Consider the following 18,442-nt stretch of genomic DNA (forward strand, 5'->3'; position numbering starts at 1 on the left):
GACTGAAACCGAATTTTAAGGACCCACAGATAATGGCTATCGAAATCAAAGCCCCGACATTCCCGGAATCGGTTGCCGATGGCACCATTGCCACTTGGCACAAGAAACCAGGCGAGGCTGTAAAGCGTGACGAACTGATCGTCGACATCGAGACCGACAAAGTCGTTCTGGAAGTGTTGGCTGAAGCTGACGGCGTGTTGGGCGCGATCATTGCCAACGAAGGCGATACCGTCCTGTCCAACCAGGTACTGGGCTCGATCGAAGCGGGCAGCGCTGCTGCCGCTCCGGCTGCCGCTGCACCGGCTGTTGCTGCTTCTGCTCCAGCTGCCGCTCCGGCGGCGGGTGGCGAAGATCCAATCGCCGCACCGGCTGCTCGTCAGCTGGCCGAAGAGAACGGCATCAACCTGGCTTCCATCAAAGGCACCGGCAAAGACGGCCGTGTGACCAAGGAAGACGTGGTTGCTGCCGTTGAAGCCAAGAAAAACGCTCCAGCTGCCGCACCTGCCAAGGCTGCAGCACCTGCTGCCGCTGCTCCTGTGTTCGCCGCTGGCGACCGCACCGAGAAGCGCGTGCCCATGACCCGCGTGCGTGCCACCGTGGCCAAGCGTCTGGTTGAAGCACAGTCGAACATGGCGATGCTGACCACCTTCAACGAAGTCGACATGACCGAAGTCATGGCCCTGCGTTCGAAGTACAAGGACCTGTTCGAGAAGAGCCACAACGGCGTGCGCCTGGGCTTCATGTCGTTCTTCGTGAAAGCGGCCACCGAAGCGCTGAAACGCTTCCCGGCAGTCAACGCTTCCATCGACGGCAGCGACATCGTTTACCATGGTTATGCAGACGTCGGCGTTGCCGTGTCCAGCGACCGCGGCCTGGTGGTTCCGGTTCTGCGTAACGCCGAGCTGATGAGCCTGGCTGAAATCGAAGGCGGCATCGCCGGCTTCGGCAAGAAAGCCCGTGACGGCAAGCTGACCATCGACGAGATGACCGGCGGCACCTTCACCATCACCAACGGTGGTACCTTCGGTTCGATGATGTCGACTCCGATCGTCAACCCGCCGCAAGCTGCGATCCTGGGCATGCACAACATCATCCAGCGTCCGATGGCCATCAACGGCCAAGTCGTGATCCGTCCGATGATGTACCTGGCGCTGTCTTACGATCACCGCCTGATCGATGGTAAAGAAGCCGTGACTTTCCTGGTGACCATCAAGAACCTGCTGGAAGACCCAGCTCGTCTGCTGCTGGATATCTGATAGAAGCAGCTGCGGGCCTCAAGTGACAGGCTGCCGGATACGGCAGTCGGGCTTGGGGCCTGCGGCTTGACAGCTTGCTGCTAAATAGAGGAACTATTTTCATGTCGCAGAAATTTGACGTTGTAGTGATTGGTGCAGGTCCTGGCGGCTATGTTGCCGCTATCAAGGCCGCACAACTGGGCCTCTCGACTGCTTGCATCGAAAAATACACCGACAAGGAAGGCAAACTGGCACTGGGCGGTACTTGCCTGAACGTTGGTTGCATTCCTTCCAAGGCGCTGCTGGACAGCTCCTGGAAATTCCACGAAGCGCAAAGCGGTTTTGCCATCCACGGCATCAGCCACGCTGGCGTGACCATGGACGTACCCGCGATGGTTGGCCGTAAAGCCAACATCGTCAAAGGCCTGACCTCCGGCGTTGCCACCCTGTTCAAGGCCAACGGCGTAACTTCCCTGCAAGGCCACGGCAAGCTGCTGGCCGGCAAGAAAGTTGAAATCACCAAGCCGGACGGTTCGGTCGAAATCATCGAAGCCGAAAACGTGATCCTGGCTCCAGGTTCGCGTCCGATCGACATTCCACCAGCACCTGTTGACCAGAAAGTCATCGTTGATTCGACCGGCGCCCTGGAATTCCAAGCAGTTCCCAAGCGTCTGGGCGTGATCGGCGCTGGCGTGATCGGCCTGGAACTGGGTTCGGTCTGGTCCCGCCTGGGTTCCCAGGTCACTGTGCTCGAAGCCCTGGACACGTTCCTGCTGGCTGCTGACACCGCAGTGTCCAAGGAAGCCCTGAAAACCCTGACCAAACAGGGTCTGGACATCAAGCTGGGCGCTCGCGTGACCGGCTCGAAGGTCAACGGCGAAGAAGTAGTCGTGACCTACACCGACAAGGATGGCGAACAGACCATCACCTTCGACAAGCTGATCGTAGCCGTTGGTCGCCGTCCAGTGACCACCGACCTGCTGGCAGCCGACAGCGGCGTGAACATCGACGAGCGTGGTTTCATCCACGTTGACGATCACTGCGCTACCACCGTTCCAGGCGTCTACGCCATTGGTGACGTGGTTCGCGGCATGATGCTGGCGCACAAGGCTTCCGAAGAAGGCATCATGGTTGTCGAGCGCATCAAGGGCCACAAAACCCAGATGAACTACGACCTGGTCCCATCGGTTATCTATACCCACCCGGAAATTGCATGGGTCGGCAAGAACGAACAGCAGTTGAAAGCTGAAGGCGTTGAAGTTAACGTCGGCACCTTCCCGTTCGCTGCTTCTGGTCGTGCCATGGCAGCCAACGACACCGGTGGTTTTGTCAAAGTCATCGCTGATGCCAAGACTGACCGCGTATTGGGCGTCCATGTGATTGGCCCAGGCGCAGCAGAACTGGTCCAGCAGGGCGCAATCGGTATGGAATTCGGCACCAGTGCCGAGGACATCGGCATGATGGTTTTCTCCCATCCGACCCTGTCCGAAGCATTGCACGAAGCCGCGCTGGCAGTGAATGGTCATGCCATTCACATCGCGAACAAGAAGAAGCGCTAAAACGAGATAATAAGAAACCACGGCGGTTGCCCGTCGTGAGCCTTGCGCGCAAGACTCACCGCGGAATATCCGCTGGACGCAGTCTTGCGCAGCTTGACCGGGCTTGAGTCCGGCAAGTTGCGTAAGCAGCAGTCACAGGTGGCGCGGCACTCATAATGAGCGCAGCGCCGAATGCGCAGTACCTAACGAAGACGGTAAAAAGCATGAATCTTCACGAGTATCAGGGTAAGCAGCTGTTCGCTGAATACGGCCTGCCAGTATCCCAGGGCTACGCAGTAGACACCCCGGAAGCAGCAGCAGAAGCTTGCGATAAAATCGGCGGGACCGAATGGGTTGTAAAAGCCCAGGTTCACGCAGGTGGTCGCGGTAAAGCGGGCGGCGTTAAGCTGGTTCGCAGCAAAGAAGACGCCAAGGCCTTCGCACAGCAGTGGCTGGGCAAGCGTCTGGTGACTTACCAGACTGATGCCAATGGCCAGCCAGTCACCAAGATCCTGGTTGAATCGTGCACTGATATCGCTAAAGAGCTGTACCTGGGCGCTGTCGTTGACCGTTCGAGCCGTCGCATCGTGTTCATGGCTTCCACCGAAGGTGGCGTGGACATCGAGAAGATCGCTCACGATACCCCTGAAAAAATTCTGAAAGCCACTATCGATCCACTGGTTGGCGCTCAGCCATTCCAGGGTCGCGAGCTGGCTTTCCAGCTGGGTCTGGAAGGCAAGCAAGTTGCCCAGTTCGCCAAGATCTTCGTAGGTCTGGCCAAACTGTTCCAGGATCACGATCTGGCCCTGCTGGAAGTGAACCCGCTGGTGATCAAGGCTGACGGCGATCTGCATTGCCTCGACGCCAAGATCAACATCGACGCCAACGCCATGTACCGTCAGCCTAAGCTGAAGACTTTCCACGATCCGTCGCAAGACGATCCGCGCGAAGCGCACGCTGCCAAGTTCGAACTGAACTACGTAGCCCTGGAAGGTAACATCGGCTGCATGGTCAACGGTGCCGGCCTGGCCATGGGTACCATGGACATCGTCAACCTGCATGGCGGCAAACCAGCCAACTTCCTCGACGTGGGCGGTGGTGCTACCAAAGAACGCGTAACCGAAGCCTTCAAGATCATCCTGTCCGACTCCAACGTCGCTGCAGTACTGGTCAACATCTTCGGCGGCATCGTTCGTTGCGACATGATTGCCGAAGGCATCATCGGTGCAGTGAAAGAAGTCGGCGTGAAAATCCCGGTTGTTGTTCGCCTTGAAGGTAACAACGCTGAACTGGGCGCTAAAGTACTGGCAGAAAGCGGTTTGAACATCATCGCGGCTACCAGCCTGACCGACGCTGCTCAACAAGTTGTCAAAGCTGCGGAGGGCAAATAATGAGCGTCCTGATCAATAAAGACACCAAAGTTATCTGCCAGGGTATTACCGGTTCGCAAGGTAGCTTCCACACCCAGCAAGCCATCGAATACGGCACCAAGATGGTTGGTGGTGTAACGCCGGGCAAAGGCGGCACCGAGCACCTGGGCCTGCCAGTGTTCAACACCGTTAAAGACGCAGTAGCTGCCACTGGCGCGACCGCCAGCGTGATCTACGTTCCGGCTCCTTTCTGCAAAGACTCGATCCTGGAAGCGGCGTTCGGCGGCATCAAGCTGATCGTGTGCATCACCGAAGGCATTCCTACCCTGGATATGCTGGATGCCAAGGTCAAGTGCGACGAGCTGGGCGTGGTCCTGATCGGTCCTAACTGCCCAGGCGTGATCACTCCAGGCGAATGCAAGATCGGCATCATGCCTGGTCACATTCACTTGCCAGGTAAAGTCGGTATCGTTTCCCGTTCCGGCACCCTGACCTACGAAGCTGTGAAGCAGACCACTGACGCCGGTTTCGGTCAGTCGACTTGCGTCGGCATCGGCGGTGACCCGATCCCAGGCTCGAACTTCATCGACATCCTGAAGCTGTTCCAGGAAGACCCGAAGACCGAAGCGATCGTCATGATCGGTGAGATCGGCGGTTCGGCTGAAGAAGAAGCGGCTGCCTACATCAAGGCCCACGTGACCAAGCCGGTTGTTTCCTACATCGCTGGTGTGACTGCCCCTGCTGGCAAGCGCATGGGCCATGCTGGCGCAATCATCTCTGGCGGCAAAGGCACTGCAGACGAGAAATTCGCTGCACTGCAAGACGCAGGCGTAAAAACCGTGCGTTCGCTGGCAGACATCGGCAAGGCCTTGGCCGAGCTGACCGGTTGGGCAGTCAAGTAAGCCTCGCGCTTAACTGACGCTTCACCAGCAAAGGCCACCTTCGGGTGGCCTTTGTGCATTCTGGGCGGCCCATTTATTGAAATGTACGTGGTCCCATGTGGGAGGGGGCTTGCTCCTGATAGCGGTGGCTCAGTCACTGATGATGTGATTGAACCTCCGCTATCGGGAGCAAGCTCCCTCCCACATTTTTTGTCTGTATCGCCACATTAAGTATGAAAACACGACATTCCAATGTCGCTTATCGGACAGTTCGCCCTGCAACAGTGCGTTTATCGGCCAAATTCTGTAACCTTGCCGCCTCTTTAAGCGCTCGCATCCCAAAAGGAAGCCGCGCGCTAGACCGGTCGGTGCCCACAAGGGCCGGCAGCATTTCCCTCATCCATAGGGAAGCCCTCTCTAAATTCCGATTCAGTAGTGTGGTATTTCCTCAAATGAAAGTGTTGAAAAGTCAGGACATCCTGGCGTTGGGCTTCATGACTTTTGCCCTGTTTGTAGGGGCCGGCAACATCATCTTCCCGCCTATCGTTGGTTTGCAGTCCGGGCCCCATGTCTGGATGGCGGCGTTGGGTTTCCTGATCACCGCAGTCGGGCTTCCGGTGGTCACCGTGATCGCCCTGGCCAAGGTCGGTGGTGGTATGGATGCGTTGAGCAGCCCGATCGGCAAGATCGCCGGTGGCCTGCTGGCGGCGGCAGCGTATCTGGCGGTAGGGCCGCTGTTCGCCACCCCGCGTACCGCGACAGTGTCCTTTGAAGTGGGCCTGGCGCCGTTGACCGGTGAAAGCCCGCTGGCGCTGTTCCTCTACAGCTCGGTGTACTTTCTGGTGGTGTTTTTCGTCTCCCTGTACCCGGGCCGTCTGTTGGACACCGTGGGCCGTTTCCTGGCACCGTTGAAAATCATCGCGCTGTCCATCCTTGGTATCGCCGCGTTTGCCTTGCCGGCCGGTGACGTGGGCGTCGCCAACCCGGAATACGTGGCCGCGCCGTTCTCCCAAGGCTTTATCAATGGTTACCTGACCATGGATACCCTGGGCGCGCTGGTGTTCGGTATCGTGATCGTCAACGCGATCCGTTCCCGTGGTGTCGAATCGCCTAAATTGATCACCCGCTACGCGATCATTGCCGGGCTGATTGCCGGCGTCGGCCTGGCGTTGGTGTATGTCAGCCTGTTCCGCCTCGGGGCGGGCAGCCATGAGATCGCCGCCGGTGCCGCCAATGGCGCCGCTGTCCTGCATGCCTACGTGCAACACACCTTTGGTTCCCTGGGCAGTGGCTTCCTGGCCGTGCTGATCTCCCTGGCCTGCCTGGTCACCGCCGTCGGCCTGACCTGTGCCTGCGCCGAGTACTTCAGCCGGATCCTGCCGCTGTCCTACAAGACCCTGGTGGTGATCCTGGCGCTGTTCTCGCTGTTCGTGTCCAACCTGGGCCTGACCAAACTGATCGCGTTTTCGATCCCGGTGCTCACTGCGATCTACCCGCCATGCATCGTGCTGGTGGCTTTGAGCTTCTGCAAAGACTTCTGGCAGGAGCAGAGCCGCATCGTTGGCCCGGTGATGTTGGTGTCGTTCATCTTCGGCTGCATCGATGCGCTCAAGGGCGCCGGCCTGGCGGGCTGGATGCCGTCGCAATTGGCCAACCTGCCGTTGAGCGAGCAGGGCCTGGCGTGGCTGGTGCCATCGGTGATGATGCTGGTGGCCGCGGTGGTGGTTGACCGCATGCTGGGCAAGCGCAGCGAAGCGGTCGCGTAACCCCCGGCTTCACGCTGTATTGAAATGCCCCGTATCGATTGATACGGGGCATTTTTTATGGGCGGCGAGCAGTGTCTTTTTCCGTGGGCTAACGTCGAAGGAGTAACGCAAAGCTCAAGCTGGAACTCGGCGCCCACACTTAACCGGGTTCATGAAATCTTTCGTGTATAAGGACCCGCATGCCGTTTATCGAAGCCAACCTGATCCACTTGCTTGCCGCCCTCTGGTTCGTCCTCTGTTGGGGCGGCTACACCCGTTATGCCACCTGGAAAGCCCGCGACACTGCCTGTCTGGCCAGCGTGCTGCACCTGTATCGCGAAGACTGGATGCGTCGCATGCTGCTGCGTGACAACCGCATCGCCGACGCCAGTGTGATTGGCAATCTTGAGCGCAACGCCTCGTTCTTCGCCTCCAGCACCTTGATCATCCTTGCGGGCATTCTCACCGTGTTGGGCGCCTCGGAGCGGGCGGTTTCATTGCTGGCCGATATTCCGCTGGTGCAGCAGGCATCCCAGGGTATGTCGGAGATCAAGCTGCTGTGCCTGGCACTGGTGTTCGTCTACGCGTTCTTCACGTTCAGCTGGTGCATGCGCCAGTACAACTTTGCCGCGGTGCTGGTGGGGTCGGCGCCGATGATCGGTGAGCGGCACGTGTCGGAACAGGAGCGCAAGGCGTTTGCCCTGCGGGCGGCGCGGGTGATTTCGATGGCGGCCAACCAGTTCAACTTTGGCCTGCGCGCTTACTACTTCGGGATGACCATGCTGGCATGGTTTGTCAGTCCCTGGCTGTTCATGTCGATGAGCGCCGGGGTGGTATTGGTGCTGTATCGCCGAGAGTTTCATTCCGACGTACTGCAAGTGATGGTGTATACGCAGACCGATACGTCGCTGCCGGACGTGGCCAAAGACCCGGTGGCGTAAAGCGCTGCAGGCATAGCGCCGGTTTATCGCACTGCGCGCCAACAGCAGACAAAGTAAAGCCCGCTATCTAAGCGGGCTTTCTTTTTGCAGCCAAGCTATTTCAAGCCCCGGTATCAAGAACCGGTTGCTGGGGTAGCAGGTGCTGCTTCTTGTGCTGCGGCTTTGTTCGATTCGGCCTGAGCTTTGGCAGCATCGCCGTTTTCTTTCGCAGCTTCGTTCACTTTATCCTGTGCTGCAGCCATATCTTTCTGAGCTTGCTCAGAGTGCGCGGCGGCATCTTGGGCTTTGTTTTCGGATTTCTTGTCGCAGGCAGCGAGACCGAGGGCAGCGGCCAGCATCATGGAAATAGCTAAAGTCTTGCGCATTGGGTGTTTCTCCTTAGTGAAGATATCTACTGGCCTTTCGAGCACATGGGGCCAGCATTAGTTCCTTATATCCCACAGATATATAAAGCATTTTCCCAAGGAACTTTTTCCGACGGTCCATACTGCGCCGGACCCACATTCATCAGAGTCTGAACCGAATGACCGAAAATCCCTTGTTAGAGCGTGCCAAGCGCTTTATTTCAGCGTTGCGCCATTGCCAAGTGCTGGGCATTACCGTTCATCAAGCCAGCGAGGAGGGGATTACCCTGGTTCTGCCCTACAGCCCGATGATCGTGGGTGATCCCCAGACGGGCGTGATCCATGGTGGCGCATTGACCTCGCTGATGGACACCGCCTGCGGCATGGCCACCCTGTGCGTGTTACCGGAGTTCGAGGTGTGCCCGACCCTCGACCTGCGCATCGACTACATGCATCCCGCCGAACCGCACAAGCCGGTGTATGGTTTCGCCCAGTGCTACCGGGTGACCACCGACGTGATTTTCACCCGTGGTTTCGCTTACCAGGATGACCCGCAACAACCCGTCGCCCACACGGTGGGGACGTTCATGCGTATGGGCAAGCGCCTCAAGGGCGCGCAGGGGCTGGGCAGTACAGTCACGGGAGAACAGGTATGACACATCACTTCAAGACACGTCTGGAGCAGGCCCATGAGCACGGTAACTACAAGGCGCTGCTCGATCTGATCCCCTACGCCAAGCTGATCGGCATCGAATGCACGCGGATAGGCGATGAGCTGCTGTTCCGCCTGCCGGCCAACAAGGACAACATTGGTAACCCGATATTACCGGCACTGCACGGCGGTGTGATTGCAGGCTTTATGGAACTCTGCGCCGCGTTGCACCTGCTGGTGTTCACCGGCGCACCGGGCCTGCCGAAAATTATCGACTTTTCCCTGGATTACCTGCGCGCCGGCCAGTTTCGCGACACTTACGCCAAGTGCCAGGTCTGGCGCCAGGGTCGACGGGTGGCGAACGTGTCGATCACCGCCTGGCAAAGCACCGCGGCCGAACCCATCGCCACCGCCCGCGCGCATTTCAAGATCGGAGAAGTGTCCCGCCCTTGAAATCCTGGTCTTAGCCCCCAACTTTGATGACAACCCGCCGCCAACCCTTCAGGGCGCGGCCACTGCCATCCAATTGGAGTTTGATGACCATGAGTGTGGAAACTCAAAAGGAAACCCTGGGCTTCCAGACCGAGGTGAAGCAACTGCTGCACCTCATGATCCATTCGCTGTATTCCAACAAGGAAATTTTCCTTCGCGAGTTGATCTCGAACGCCTCTGACGCTGTCGACAAATTACGTTTCGAAGCCCTGTCCAAGCCGGAGTTGCTGGAAGGTGGCGCCGAACTGAAAATCCGCGTGAGCTTCGACAAAGACGCCAAGACCGTCACCCTCGAAGATAACGGTATCGGCATGAGCCGTGAGGATGCGATCACCCACCTGGGGACCATCGCCAAATCCGGCACTGCCGATTTCATGAAGCACCTTTCGGGCGACCAGAAGAAAGATTCGCACCTGATCGGCCAGTTCGGCGTGGGCTTCTACTCGGCCTTCATCGTCGCCGACAAGGTTGAAGTGTTCAGCCGCCGCGCCGGCCTTGACGCCAGCGAAGGCGTGCATTGGTCTTCGAAAGGCGAGGGCGAGTTTGAAGTCGCCACCCTCGACAAGGCTGATCGCGGTACGCGCATCGTGCTGCACCTGAAACCCGGTGAAGACGAATTTGCCGATGGCTGGCGCCTGCGCAACATCATCAAGAAGTATTCCGACCACATCGCCCTGCCGATCGAATTGCCGAAAGAGCAGGCCGCCGCCGAAGGCGAAGAAGCACCGGCCGTTGAGTGGGAAACCGTCAACCGCGCCAGCGCTCTGTGGACCCGTCCGCGTACCGAGATCAAGGACGAGGAATACCAGGAGTTCTACAAGCACATCGGGCACGACTACGAAAACCCGCTGAGCTGGAGCCACAACAAGGTCGAAGGCAAGCTGGAATACAGCTCGCTGCTCTACGTACCGGCCCGCGCGCCGTTCGACCTGTACCAGCGCGAAGCGCCAAAGGGCCTGAAGCTCTACGTGCAGCGCGTGTTCGTGATGGACCAGGCGGAATCGTTCCTGCCGCTGTACCTGCGCTTTATCAAAGGCGTGGTCGACTCCAACGACCTGTCGCTGAACGTGTCGCGGGAAATCCTGCAGAAAGACCCGATCATCGACTCCATGAAGTCGGCGCTGACCAAGCGCGTCCTCGACATGCTGGAAAAACTGGCGAAGAACGAGCCTGAGCAATACAAAGGCTTCTGGAAGAACTTCGGCCAGGTCATGAAAGAAGGCCCGGCGGAAGATTTCGCCAACAAGGAAAAAATCGCCGGCCTGCTGCGTTTTGCCTCCACCCAGGGCGAAGACGGCGAGCAGGTGGTGTCCCTGGCCGAGTACCTGGCACGTGCCAAGGAAGGTCAGGACAAGATCTACTACCTGACCGGCGAGACCTACGCTCAGGTCAAGAACAGCCCGCACCTGGAAGTCTTCCGCAAGAAAGGCATCGAAGTGCTGCTGCTGACCGACCGTATCGATGAGTGGCTGATGAGCTACCTCAGCGAATTCGACGGTAAGACCTTTGTCGACGTGGCGCGTGGCGACCTGGACCTGGGCAACCTGGATTCCGAAGAAGACAAAAAAGCCGCTGAAGAAGTGGCCAAGTCCAAGGAAGGCCTGGTTGAGCGGATCAAGGCCTCCCTGGGCGACGCCGTCAGCGAAGTGCGGGTTTCCCACCGTCTGACCGACTCCCCGGCGATCCTGGCCATCGGCGAGCAGGACCTGGGCATGCAGATGCGTCAGATCCTCGAAGCCAGCGGTCAGAAGGTGCCGGACTCCAAGCCGATCTTCGAATTCAACCCGGCTCACCCGCTGATCGAGAAACTCGACGGCGAACAGAGCGAAGAGCGTTTTGGCGACCTGTCGCACATCCTCTTCGACCAGGCAGCCCTGGCTGCCGGCGACAGCCTGAAAGACCCGGCCGCCTATGTGCGCCGACTGAACAAGCTGTTGGTTGAACTGTCGGTTTAACCCCGTTGTAGAAAAACCCGCTTCGGCGGGTTTTTTCGTTCTTGTGCAACCTCAACTGGAGTAAATGATGAGCCAAGTCACTGTGCGTTCCGTGGTCTATCAGATTGATGGCCAGTCTTATGAAAGCCGCCTGGCCTTCGATGCCAGCCAAACCGGCCCGCTGCCGGGCCTGTTGATGGCACCGAACTGGATGGGCGTGAGTGCAGGGGCCGAAGAGATTGCCAAGCGCGTCGCCAGCAAAGGCTACGTGGTGCTGATCGCCGACCTGTACGGGCAAACCGTGCGCCCGTCGAATAACGATGAGGCCGGTGCGGCGATGATGCCGTTGAAGAATGACCGCCCTTTGCTGAACAAGCGCATGCAGGCCGCGTTAGCGCAACTGCAAGGCCAGAGCGAAGCTGCGGTGGATACGTCCAGGTTGGCCACCTTCGGTTTTTGCTTCGGCGGTTGCTGTGCGCTGGAGCTGGCGCGCACCGGCGCAGCGTTGAAGGCTGCGGTGTCGTTCCACGGCACCCTCGACACGCCAAACCCGGCGGATGCGAAGAACATCAAGGGTTCCGTGCTGGTGTTGCATGGTGCTTCCGACCCGCTGGTGCCGAAAGCGCAACTGCCGGCGTTCGAAGATGAGATGAACGCGGCCGGTGTGGATTGGCAACTGCTGAGCTATGGCGGTGCGGTGCATTCCTTCACCGACCCGCACGCCAACGTGCCGGGCATGATGATGTACGACGCGAAGACCGCTGCGCGGGCGTTCCAGTCGATGCATAACTTGTTGGATGAAGTGTTCAAGGGCTAAGTCTCTGGCGTCTGTCCTGGCCTCATCGCGAGCAAGCCAGCTCCCACATTCGAGCGCATTCCTACAGGGTAAACGCGGTTATATGTGGGAGCAGGCGGCTATCTCATCGGCAACTCAATTCTTTCGGTTTCACCGGGCACCGTTGGCCAATCCCCAGCCGCCCAACGCTGCCGGGCCTGCTCGATCACGGCCGGGTCGCTCGCGACAAAATTCCAGTTGATCCGGCGTGGCCCATCCAGCGGCGCGCCACCGAACACCACCAGGTGACAATCGCTGTCGGCAGACAGGGTCATCGCCTGTCCGCTCGGCAACACCACCAGGCTGTGTGCCTCAAGCGGCTCACCGTCCAACTGTACGTCACCCTCCAGCACATACACCGCGCGTTCTTCATGCTCGTCGGGGATCAGCAGGGTGGTGGCCGTCTGCATCTGCACATCGGCGTACAGCGTGGGCGACAGCACCGGCACTGGTGATTTGAGGCAGAAGCCATTGCCGGCGATCAGGCGGATCTGCACGCCCAGGTTGTCGCTGGTGGGCAAGCTGGCTGCCGGATGGTGGCTGTAATGCCCCGGGCCGCTCTCGTGGTCCTTGGGGGAGGCGAGCCACACTTGCAGCCCATGCAGGCTGAACCCCTTGCTCTTGATTGCTTCGGGCGTGCGCTCGACGTGGGCAATCGCGCTGCCGGCGGTCATCCAGCTCACATCGCCGGCCTGAACCATTTGGTCCGAACCGAGGCTGTCCTTGTGCTGCAAGGTGCCTTCGAACAGGTAGGTGAGGGTCGACAGGCCGATGTGCGGATGCTGGCGGATATTCATGCCGCTGCCCGGTGCATAGCGGGTCGCCAGCATATGGTCGAAAAACACGAACGGCCCGACGCTACGGCATTCTCGCGATGGCAGCGGGCGCAGGATGGGCTGGCCTTCGACATCTTCGAGGCGAGGGCGGATCACGGTGAGGGTGGTCATGGTGCGTCCCTGTCGGAGCGGGTTGGATAGCCCTGAGCATAACCCGCTCGACCGGAGGTTGCCGCTATTGGCTGAAGGCACCTTCCGACAATTTTGTCTCGATACTCACCTCGGCGGTGGTCATCAGCTTGTGTATCGGGCAGCGGTCGGCGATGCGGTGCAGTTCGTCGCGTTGCTGATCGGTGAGCACGCCCTTGAGCGTCAGCTTGACGTTGAGGTGGTACTTGCCCTTTTGCTCTTCGCTGTCGTCGTGGGTGATTTCCACGGTTACGCCGGTCAGCGGGATGCCCTTTCTCTGCGCATACAGCTTCAGGGTCAGGGCCTTGCACGACGCCAGGGCTGCGTCGAAATAGTCGTGGGGCGAGGGCGCGGTGTCGTCACCGCCCAGGCTTTTGGGCAGATCGGTGAACAACTCGTGGTTATCGATGTTGAGGCTGTGGCGGAAGTTGTCGGCATTCAGGGTGTTGACGGTAACAGGCATGGCGAACCTCTCAAGCGTGGCAGGAAGAAAGTCATGCAGTTATAGAACATGCTGGCACTCAAGTGTTCCAGGATTTTTTCCAGGTAGCGGCGAGCAGGATTCCCAGCATCAGTTCGAGGCAGCGGAACAACACCCGCGTACAAGCGAGGCGACCCCGAATTCAAGCGCAAAAAAAACGCCCCGAACCAGTCGGGGCGTTTTCATCTGATCAAGCTGCGGGGCTTACTTGCCCTGCCAGCGTTTCAGCACCAGGGTGGCGTTAGTGCCACCGAAGCCGAAGCTGTTGCTCATCACGGTGTCGACTTTTACGTTTTCGACGGTCTTGGTCAGGATCGGCATATCGGCCACGACCGGGTCCATCTCTTCGATGTTGGCCGAGCCGGCCATGAAGTTGCCTTCCATCATCAGCAGGCAGTAGATCGTTTCGTGAACGCCGGCGGCGCCCAGGGAGTGACCCGACAGGCTCTTGGTGGAGCTGATGGCCGGTGCCTTGTCGCCGAATACCGCGCGCACGCCTTCCATTTCCTTGGCGTCGCCGACCGGAGTCGAGGTGCCGTGGGTGTTCAGGTAGTCGATCGGGGTATCCACGGTGGACATGGCCATCTGCATGCAGCGGATGGCGCCTTCACCGCTTGGCGCAACCATGTCGTAGCCGTCGGAAGTGGCGCCGTAGCCGACGATTTCCGCGTAGATCTTCGCGCCACGGGCCAGAGCGTGTTCCAGCTCCTCGACCACCACCATGCCGCCGCCGCCGGCGATGACGAAACCGTCACGCTTGGCGTCGTAGGCGCGGGAGGCCTTTTCCGGGGTGTCGTTGTACTGGGTGGACAGCGCGCCCATGGCGTCGAACAGGAACGATTGGCTCCAATGTTCTTCTTCGCCGCCGCCGGCGAACACGATGTCCTGCTTGCCCAGCTGGATCTGCTCAACCGCGTTACCGATGCAGTGAGCACTGGTGGCGCAAGCGGAGGAGATCGAGTAGTTCACGCCCTTGATCTGGAACGGCGTGGCCAGGCAGGCGGAAACGGTGCTGCCCATGGTCCGCGTGACACGGTACGGGCCAACGCGCTTCACGCCTTTCTCGCGCAGGATGTCCAGCGCTTCCATCTGGTTCAGGGTGGATGCGCCGCCGGAACCGGCGATCAGGCCGGTACGCACGTTCGAGACCTGATCGTGGCTCAGGCCGGAATCGGCGATGGCGTCCTTCATGGCCAGGTAGGCGTAGGCGGCAGCGTGGCCGACGAAGCGGTAGATCTTGCGATCGATCAACTCTTCGAGGGGCAGGTCGATGGAGCCGGAAACCTGGCTACGCAGACCCATTTCGGCATATTCCGGGTTGAAGCGGATGCCAGGGCGACTTGCACGCAGGTTAGCGGTGACGGTCTCTTTGTCATTGCCCAGGCAAGAAACGATGCCCAGACCAGTGATAACGACGCGGCGCATGCGGATAACCCTTAAAAGTTGTCAGTGGAAGTGAATACGCCGACCCGAAGGCCTTCGGCAGTATAGATCTCGCGACCGTCGACAGTCACCGAACCGTCGGCGATCGCCAGGTTCAGCTTGCCCTTGAGGACGCGCTTGATTTGAATGTTGTAGGTGACTTTCTTGGCGCTCGGCAGAACCTGGCCAAAGAACTTCACTTCGCCCGAACCCAGGGCGCGACCGCGGCCCGGCAAGCCTTGCCAGCCGAGGTAGAAACCGACCAGTTGCCACATGGCGTCGAGGCCCAGGCAGCCCGGCATGACAGGGTCGCCTTCGAAATGGCAGGCGAAGAACCACAGGTCCGGGGTGATATCCAGCTCGGCGACCAATTCACCTTTGCCGTACTTGCCACCCTCTTCACTGATATGGGTGATGCGATCCACCATCAGCATGTTCGGGGCGGGCAGTTGCGCGTTACCTGGGCCGAACAGCTCACCGCGACTGCAGCGCAGCAGGTCTTCCCGAGTAAAGGCGTTTTGTTTGGTCATGCGAGCTCCTCAATAATCCCATGCGGCAGGGTAGGGCAAATCTTCCCGAACCGACTGAAGCGTTCATGCCTCACATCGGCAGCCTACACATAGACTATTGCGTTGTAGTGAAAGTCACAGCGTCAAGGCACTGAATGTACACTTGTTCACTGAAATTTTAAACCGGGCCTGTTTATCGGTCCGTTCGGGTGCCTAAGACTGCCGCACTTTCGTCTTTCACGCCAGTCGCAGTTGGCTGATGGCGCGGCGCTATTGCACCCAACGCTGCAGGATTTGCTGCAAATCCGTGCGTTTGAACGGCTTGGCCAGGTAATCGTTCATTCCGGCGGCCAGGCAGAGTTCCCGATCGCCCTGCAAGGCGTTGGCGGTGAGGGCGATGATCGGCAGCTCGGCGCAGCCCGGCAGTTGGCGAATCTGGCGGGTGGCTTCGTAGCCGTCGATCAGCGGTAGCCGGCAATCCATCAGGATCGCGGTAAAAATCAGGCTCTCGGCGCTGCGGATCGCTTCGGCGCCGTCGGTGGCCAGGCTGACTTCAAAGCCCAGGCTGCGCAGCATGGCTTCGACCACGGTGCGGTTGACCGGGTTGTCTTCCACCAGCAGCACATGGCGGCCGTCGCCCGCGCTGGCTTTGCCTTCGGTGTTGGCGGCGATGGCCGGCACGCTGTGCTGGTCGATGGCCAGCGGGATTTCCAGGGTGAATACCGAACCGCGACCTTCTTCGCTCTGCGCGCGCAGGGTGCCGCCCATGCGTTCGGCCAGGGTGCGGGCGATGGGCAGGCCCAGGCCGGTGCCGCCGTAACGTCTTGAAATGGAACTGTCGGCCTGCTGGAACGCATCGAACATCAGTTCCAGGCGCTCGGCGGAAATGCCAATGCCGCTGTCGCGCACGGTGCAGGTGAACCACACCAGTTCATGGTCGAGGGGTTGCCAATGGGGCTCGACGCTGACGCTGCCGTGCTCGGTGAACTTGAGCGCGTTGCCCATCAGGTTCACCAGAATCTGGCGGATACGCGTCGGGTCGCCCTGCACGCGCAACGTGTCCAAGCCCGGCGGGATCGGCAGTTCGAGGCTCAGCCCGCGCTGCTGGGCGCTGTGCTGGAAGGCCTGGGCGCAGCTGTTGATCAGGTCTGCGAGGTTGAACGGAATGTGTTCCAGCTCCAGGGCCGCGCGTTCGATGCGCGAGAAGTCGAGGATGTCATTGATGACCTTGAGCAAATGTTCCGTGGACTCGGAGGCCAGCGCGGCATATTCGGTCTGCTCTTCGGTCATCTCGGTGGTTTCCAGCAACTGCAGCATGCCCAGCACGCCGTTCATCGGCGTGCGCAGCTCGTGGCTCATCATCGCCAGGAAGTCCGACTTGGCGTTGTTCGCCCGTTCGGCTTCCTCGCGGGTCTGGATCAGTTGCGCCATGGCCTGCTGCTGTTCGCGGCTGGCCTGGTTGAGGCCTTCGGCAAGGTTGTTGATGTGCCGCGAGAGGTCGCCCAGTTCGGAGTCATCGACAATCGGCAGCGGGGTCTTGTAGTCGCCTTGCTGGATCGCCTTGACTGCATTGCCCATCGCGCTGATCGGCTGCGACAGGCTGGCGGCCAGGCGCCGCGCGAGCAAAAAGGTGAACAGCAGGGCAAACAGCGCGAGCACGCCGGCCTTGAACAGAATCTCCTGTTGGCGCTGGCTGAAGGCATCGTTGGACATGCCGACGATCACCCGGCCCAGGTAGTCGGCACGCGGCGCCTTGGGTTCGTTGAGGTTGTCCTGGAAAAAGTCATTGCCCAATTGGATGTGTTGCAGGCGGATCGGGGCCTGGAACACTTTGACCGACAGCGAGCGGTCGTGGTTTTCCGACGGTTGCTCGACGTACACCAGGATGTTCTCGGCGCTGTCCTGGATCTCCAGGAAGCGCACATGGGGCGTGGCCAGCGTCGCGCGCAGCAGGCTGTCGAGCACGTCGTTGTTGCCGGAGATCACCCCGTATTCGGTGGCCGGGGCCAATTGGTTGGCGATCAACTGGCCGGTGTGGTCGAGTTCCTGGCGCAGGTCCTGGATCCGCACGAAGGTGAAGAAGCTGATCAACAGCAACGTCAGCAACAGCGCCGGCCCCAGGGTGATGAGCTGGGTGCGGGTGTTGATGTCCCAACGACGACGTAAGGTCATGGGCGTTGTTCTCCTTCGGCCAGGCGGGCGGCGACGTTGGCTTCGTCGACCTGTTCGATGCCCAGTGAGCGTGCGACTTGCGGGTTGCCCACGACTTTGAAACGCTCCGGGTACACGGCGCGCGGCCAGCCGGCCGGCGGGTGATCGAGCAGGCGGTCGAGCACGGCCAGCCAGTCGGTCTGGTCGCTGTAAGTACTGGCCAGGCTGCCGGCCTTGACGAAGCCGGCATTGGGCCCCACCAGCGGCAGTTGCCGGGCATAACTGCTGAGCAGCAGGTTCTTCGCGGTTTTCGGGTTGTATAACTGCGGGTCGTCAAGGCCGAGCAGCACATCGCTGTTTCTGAACAAATGCTGCAGCGGGCGACTGTCGTTAATGTCGTCCCAGCGCTGGGGCACGATCTCCAGGCCCATCGGCGCGGCGTACTGGCGCAACTCGCGGAGCAGGAATTCACTGTCGGCGCCGTAGAGCACGCCGATGCGGCGGGCCTGGGGCAGGATTGTGGCGATCAGCCGCAGTTGGCGCTCCAGCGGCGGGTCACTCCACAGCAGGCTGATTTTGCCCGGCACGCCCTGGCCCATGCGCTGGTGGGCCTGCAGGCGGCTGATGCGCAACACCAGGGTCGACGGCCCCTGGGCGTCTTGCAGGCGCCAGTCGAGGCTGGGCAGGTCCAACAGGATCAGGCGCGTATTGGCCGGTAGGCGGCTGGGCACGGGCAGGTTGGCGAGGGGGGTGAAGGTTACACGGTCGTCGGGGCGCTGCTGGGTGAGCGCCTGGACGAAGGCCTGCACTCCGGCGCCGTCTTCGGCGGCGGTCAGCAGGATATCGGCGCTCCAGGCCGGTACGCTGAGCAGCAGGCACAGCAGCAGCAGGCCGCGTTGCCAGCGTCTGGGGAGAGAGAGGAGGGTCATCCGTGACTGAGCGCCCAT

17 protein-coding genes are annotated in these 18,442 nt (G+C 60.1%); 10 read left to right on the forward strand and 7 right to left on the reverse strand.

Going from position 1 to position 18,442, the window contains the following annotated elements; translation table 11 throughout:
* Positions 1-32: 32 nt before the first annotated feature.
* The 6 genes from odhB (at position 33) to LQ249_RS10295 (ending at position 7,710) form a co-directional block, all read left to right on the forward strand.
* Positions 33-1,256, forward strand: coding sequence for a 2-oxoglutarate dehydrogenase complex dihydrolipoyllysine-residue succinyltransferase (gene odhB / locus LQ249_RS10270; RefSeq protein ID WP_017846768.1), 1,224 nt, complete (start codon positions 33-35; stop codon positions 1,254-1,256).
* 101 nt (positions 1,257-1,357) lie between these two features.
* Positions 1,358-2,794: a dihydrolipoyl dehydrogenase gene (lpdA, locus tag LQ249_RS10275; RefSeq protein WP_046384196.1), complete on the forward strand. Its 1,437-nt coding sequence runs from the start codon at positions 1,358-1,360 to the stop codon at positions 2,792-2,794.
* A 203-nt stretch (positions 2,795-2,997) separates the two neighbouring features.
* Positions 2,998-4,164: an ADP-forming succinate--CoA ligase subunit beta gene (gene sucC / locus LQ249_RS10280; RefSeq protein ID WP_017846770.1), complete on the forward strand. Its 1,167-nt coding sequence runs from the start codon at positions 2,998-3,000 to the stop codon at positions 4,162-4,164.
* Positions 4,164-5,045, forward strand: coding sequence for a succinate--CoA ligase subunit alpha (sucD, locus tag LQ249_RS10285; protein ID WP_003172813.1), 882 nt, complete (start codon positions 4,164-4,166; stop codon positions 5,043-5,045). Before sucC ends, sucD begins: the two co-directional genes overlap by 1 nt.
* Positions 5,046-5,476: 431 nt before the next feature.
* On the forward strand, positions 5,477-6,790 hold the full coding sequence (gene brnQ / locus LQ249_RS10290) for a branched-chain amino acid transport system II carrier protein (protein WP_057003705.1): 1,314 nt from the start codon (positions 5,477-5,479) through the stop codon (positions 6,788-6,790).
* 179 nt (positions 6,791-6,969) lie between these two features.
* Entirely contained in the window at positions 6,970-7,710 is a 741-nt protein-coding gene (locus tag LQ249_RS10295; protein ID WP_017846772.1) for a DUF599 domain-containing protein, read from the forward strand.
* Between the two features lie 113 nt (positions 7,711-7,823).
* Here the strand turns inward: LQ249_RS10295 and LQ249_RS10300 are convergent, their stop codons facing one another.
* Positions 7,824-8,075, reverse strand: coding sequence for a hypothetical protein (locus LQ249_RS10300; RefSeq protein WP_017846773.1), 252 nt, complete (start codon positions 8,073-8,075; stop codon positions 7,824-7,826).
* A 158-nt stretch (positions 8,076-8,233) separates the two neighbouring features.
* On the opposite strand from LQ249_RS10300, the gene LQ249_RS10305 reads away from it, so the two are divergent.
* The 4 genes from LQ249_RS10305 to LQ249_RS10320 all read left to right on the forward strand — a co-directional run bounded on the left by LQ249_RS10305 (position 8,234) and on the right by LQ249_RS10320 (position 11,949).
* Positions 8,234-8,710, forward strand: a complete 477-nt coding sequence (locus LQ249_RS10305; RefSeq protein WP_126587901.1) for a PaaI family thioesterase — start codon at positions 8,234-8,236, stop codon at positions 8,708-8,710.
* Entirely contained in the window at positions 8,707-9,159 is a 453-nt protein-coding gene (locus LQ249_RS10310) for a PaaI family thioesterase (RefSeq protein ID WP_017846775.1), read from the forward strand. The genes LQ249_RS10305 and LQ249_RS10310 overlap by 4 nt, the downstream gene beginning before the upstream one ends.
* Before the next feature lie 89 nt (positions 9,160-9,248).
* Positions 9,249-11,153, forward strand: a complete 1,905-nt coding sequence (gene htpG, locus LQ249_RS10315; RefSeq protein ID WP_017846776.1) for a molecular chaperone HtpG — start codon at positions 9,249-9,251, stop codon at positions 11,151-11,153.
* A gap of 67 nt (positions 11,154-11,220) precedes the next feature.
* On the forward strand, positions 11,221-11,949 hold the full coding sequence (locus tag LQ249_RS10320) for a dienelactone hydrolase family protein (protein ID WP_046384193.1): 729 nt from the start codon (positions 11,221-11,223) through the stop codon (positions 11,947-11,949).
* Positions 11,950-12,047: 98 nt separating this feature from the next.
* On the opposite strand, the gene LQ249_RS10325 is transcribed toward LQ249_RS10320, so the two are convergent.
* The 6 genes from LQ249_RS10325 to LQ249_RS10350 all read right to left on the reverse strand — a co-directional run bounded on the left by LQ249_RS10325 (position 12,048) and on the right by LQ249_RS10350 (position 18,442).
* Entirely contained in the window at positions 12,048-12,914 is an 867-nt protein-coding gene (locus LQ249_RS10325; protein ID WP_057003704.1) for a pirin family protein, read from the reverse strand.
* A 64-nt stretch (positions 12,915-12,978) separates the two neighbouring features.
* Complete coding sequence (locus tag LQ249_RS10330) at positions 12,979-13,395, reverse strand: OsmC family protein (RefSeq protein ID WP_046384191.1); 417 nt, start codon at positions 13,393-13,395, stop codon at positions 12,979-12,981.
* Between the two features lie 222 nt (positions 13,396-13,617).
* The gene (fabB, locus tag LQ249_RS10335) at positions 13,618-14,838 is read right to left on the reverse strand and encodes a beta-ketoacyl-ACP synthase I (protein ID WP_017846780.1); all 1,221 of its coding nucleotides are present in this window, start codon (positions 14,836-14,838) and stop codon (positions 13,618-13,620) included.
* A gap of 11 nt (positions 14,839-14,849) precedes the next feature.
* Positions 14,850-15,365, reverse strand: coding sequence for a 3-hydroxyacyl-[acyl-carrier-protein] dehydratase FabA (gene fabA, locus LQ249_RS10340; protein ID WP_003190035.1), 516 nt, complete (start codon positions 15,363-15,365; stop codon positions 14,850-14,852).
* 249 nt (positions 15,366-15,614) lie between these two features.
* Positions 15,615-17,516 carry an ATP-binding protein gene (locus LQ249_RS10345; RefSeq protein WP_232566436.1) on the reverse strand — a complete coding sequence of 634 codons (1,902 nt, stop codon included), beginning with the start codon at positions 17,514-17,516 and terminating at the stop codon, positions 15,615-15,617.
* Positions 17,513-18,442 (reverse strand): ABC transporter substrate-binding protein, encoded by a 930-nt coding sequence (locus LQ249_RS10350; protein WP_046384189.1) that lies wholly within the window; start codon positions 18,440-18,442, stop codon positions 17,513-17,515. Before LQ249_RS10350 ends, LQ249_RS10345 begins: the two co-directional genes overlap by 4 nt.

It is taken from the genome of Pseudomonas sp. 7-41 (assembly GCF_021233075.1).
Taxonomy (GTDB): Bacteria; Pseudomonadota; Gammaproteobacteria; order Pseudomonadales; family Pseudomonadaceae; genus Aquipseudomonas; species Aquipseudomonas veronii.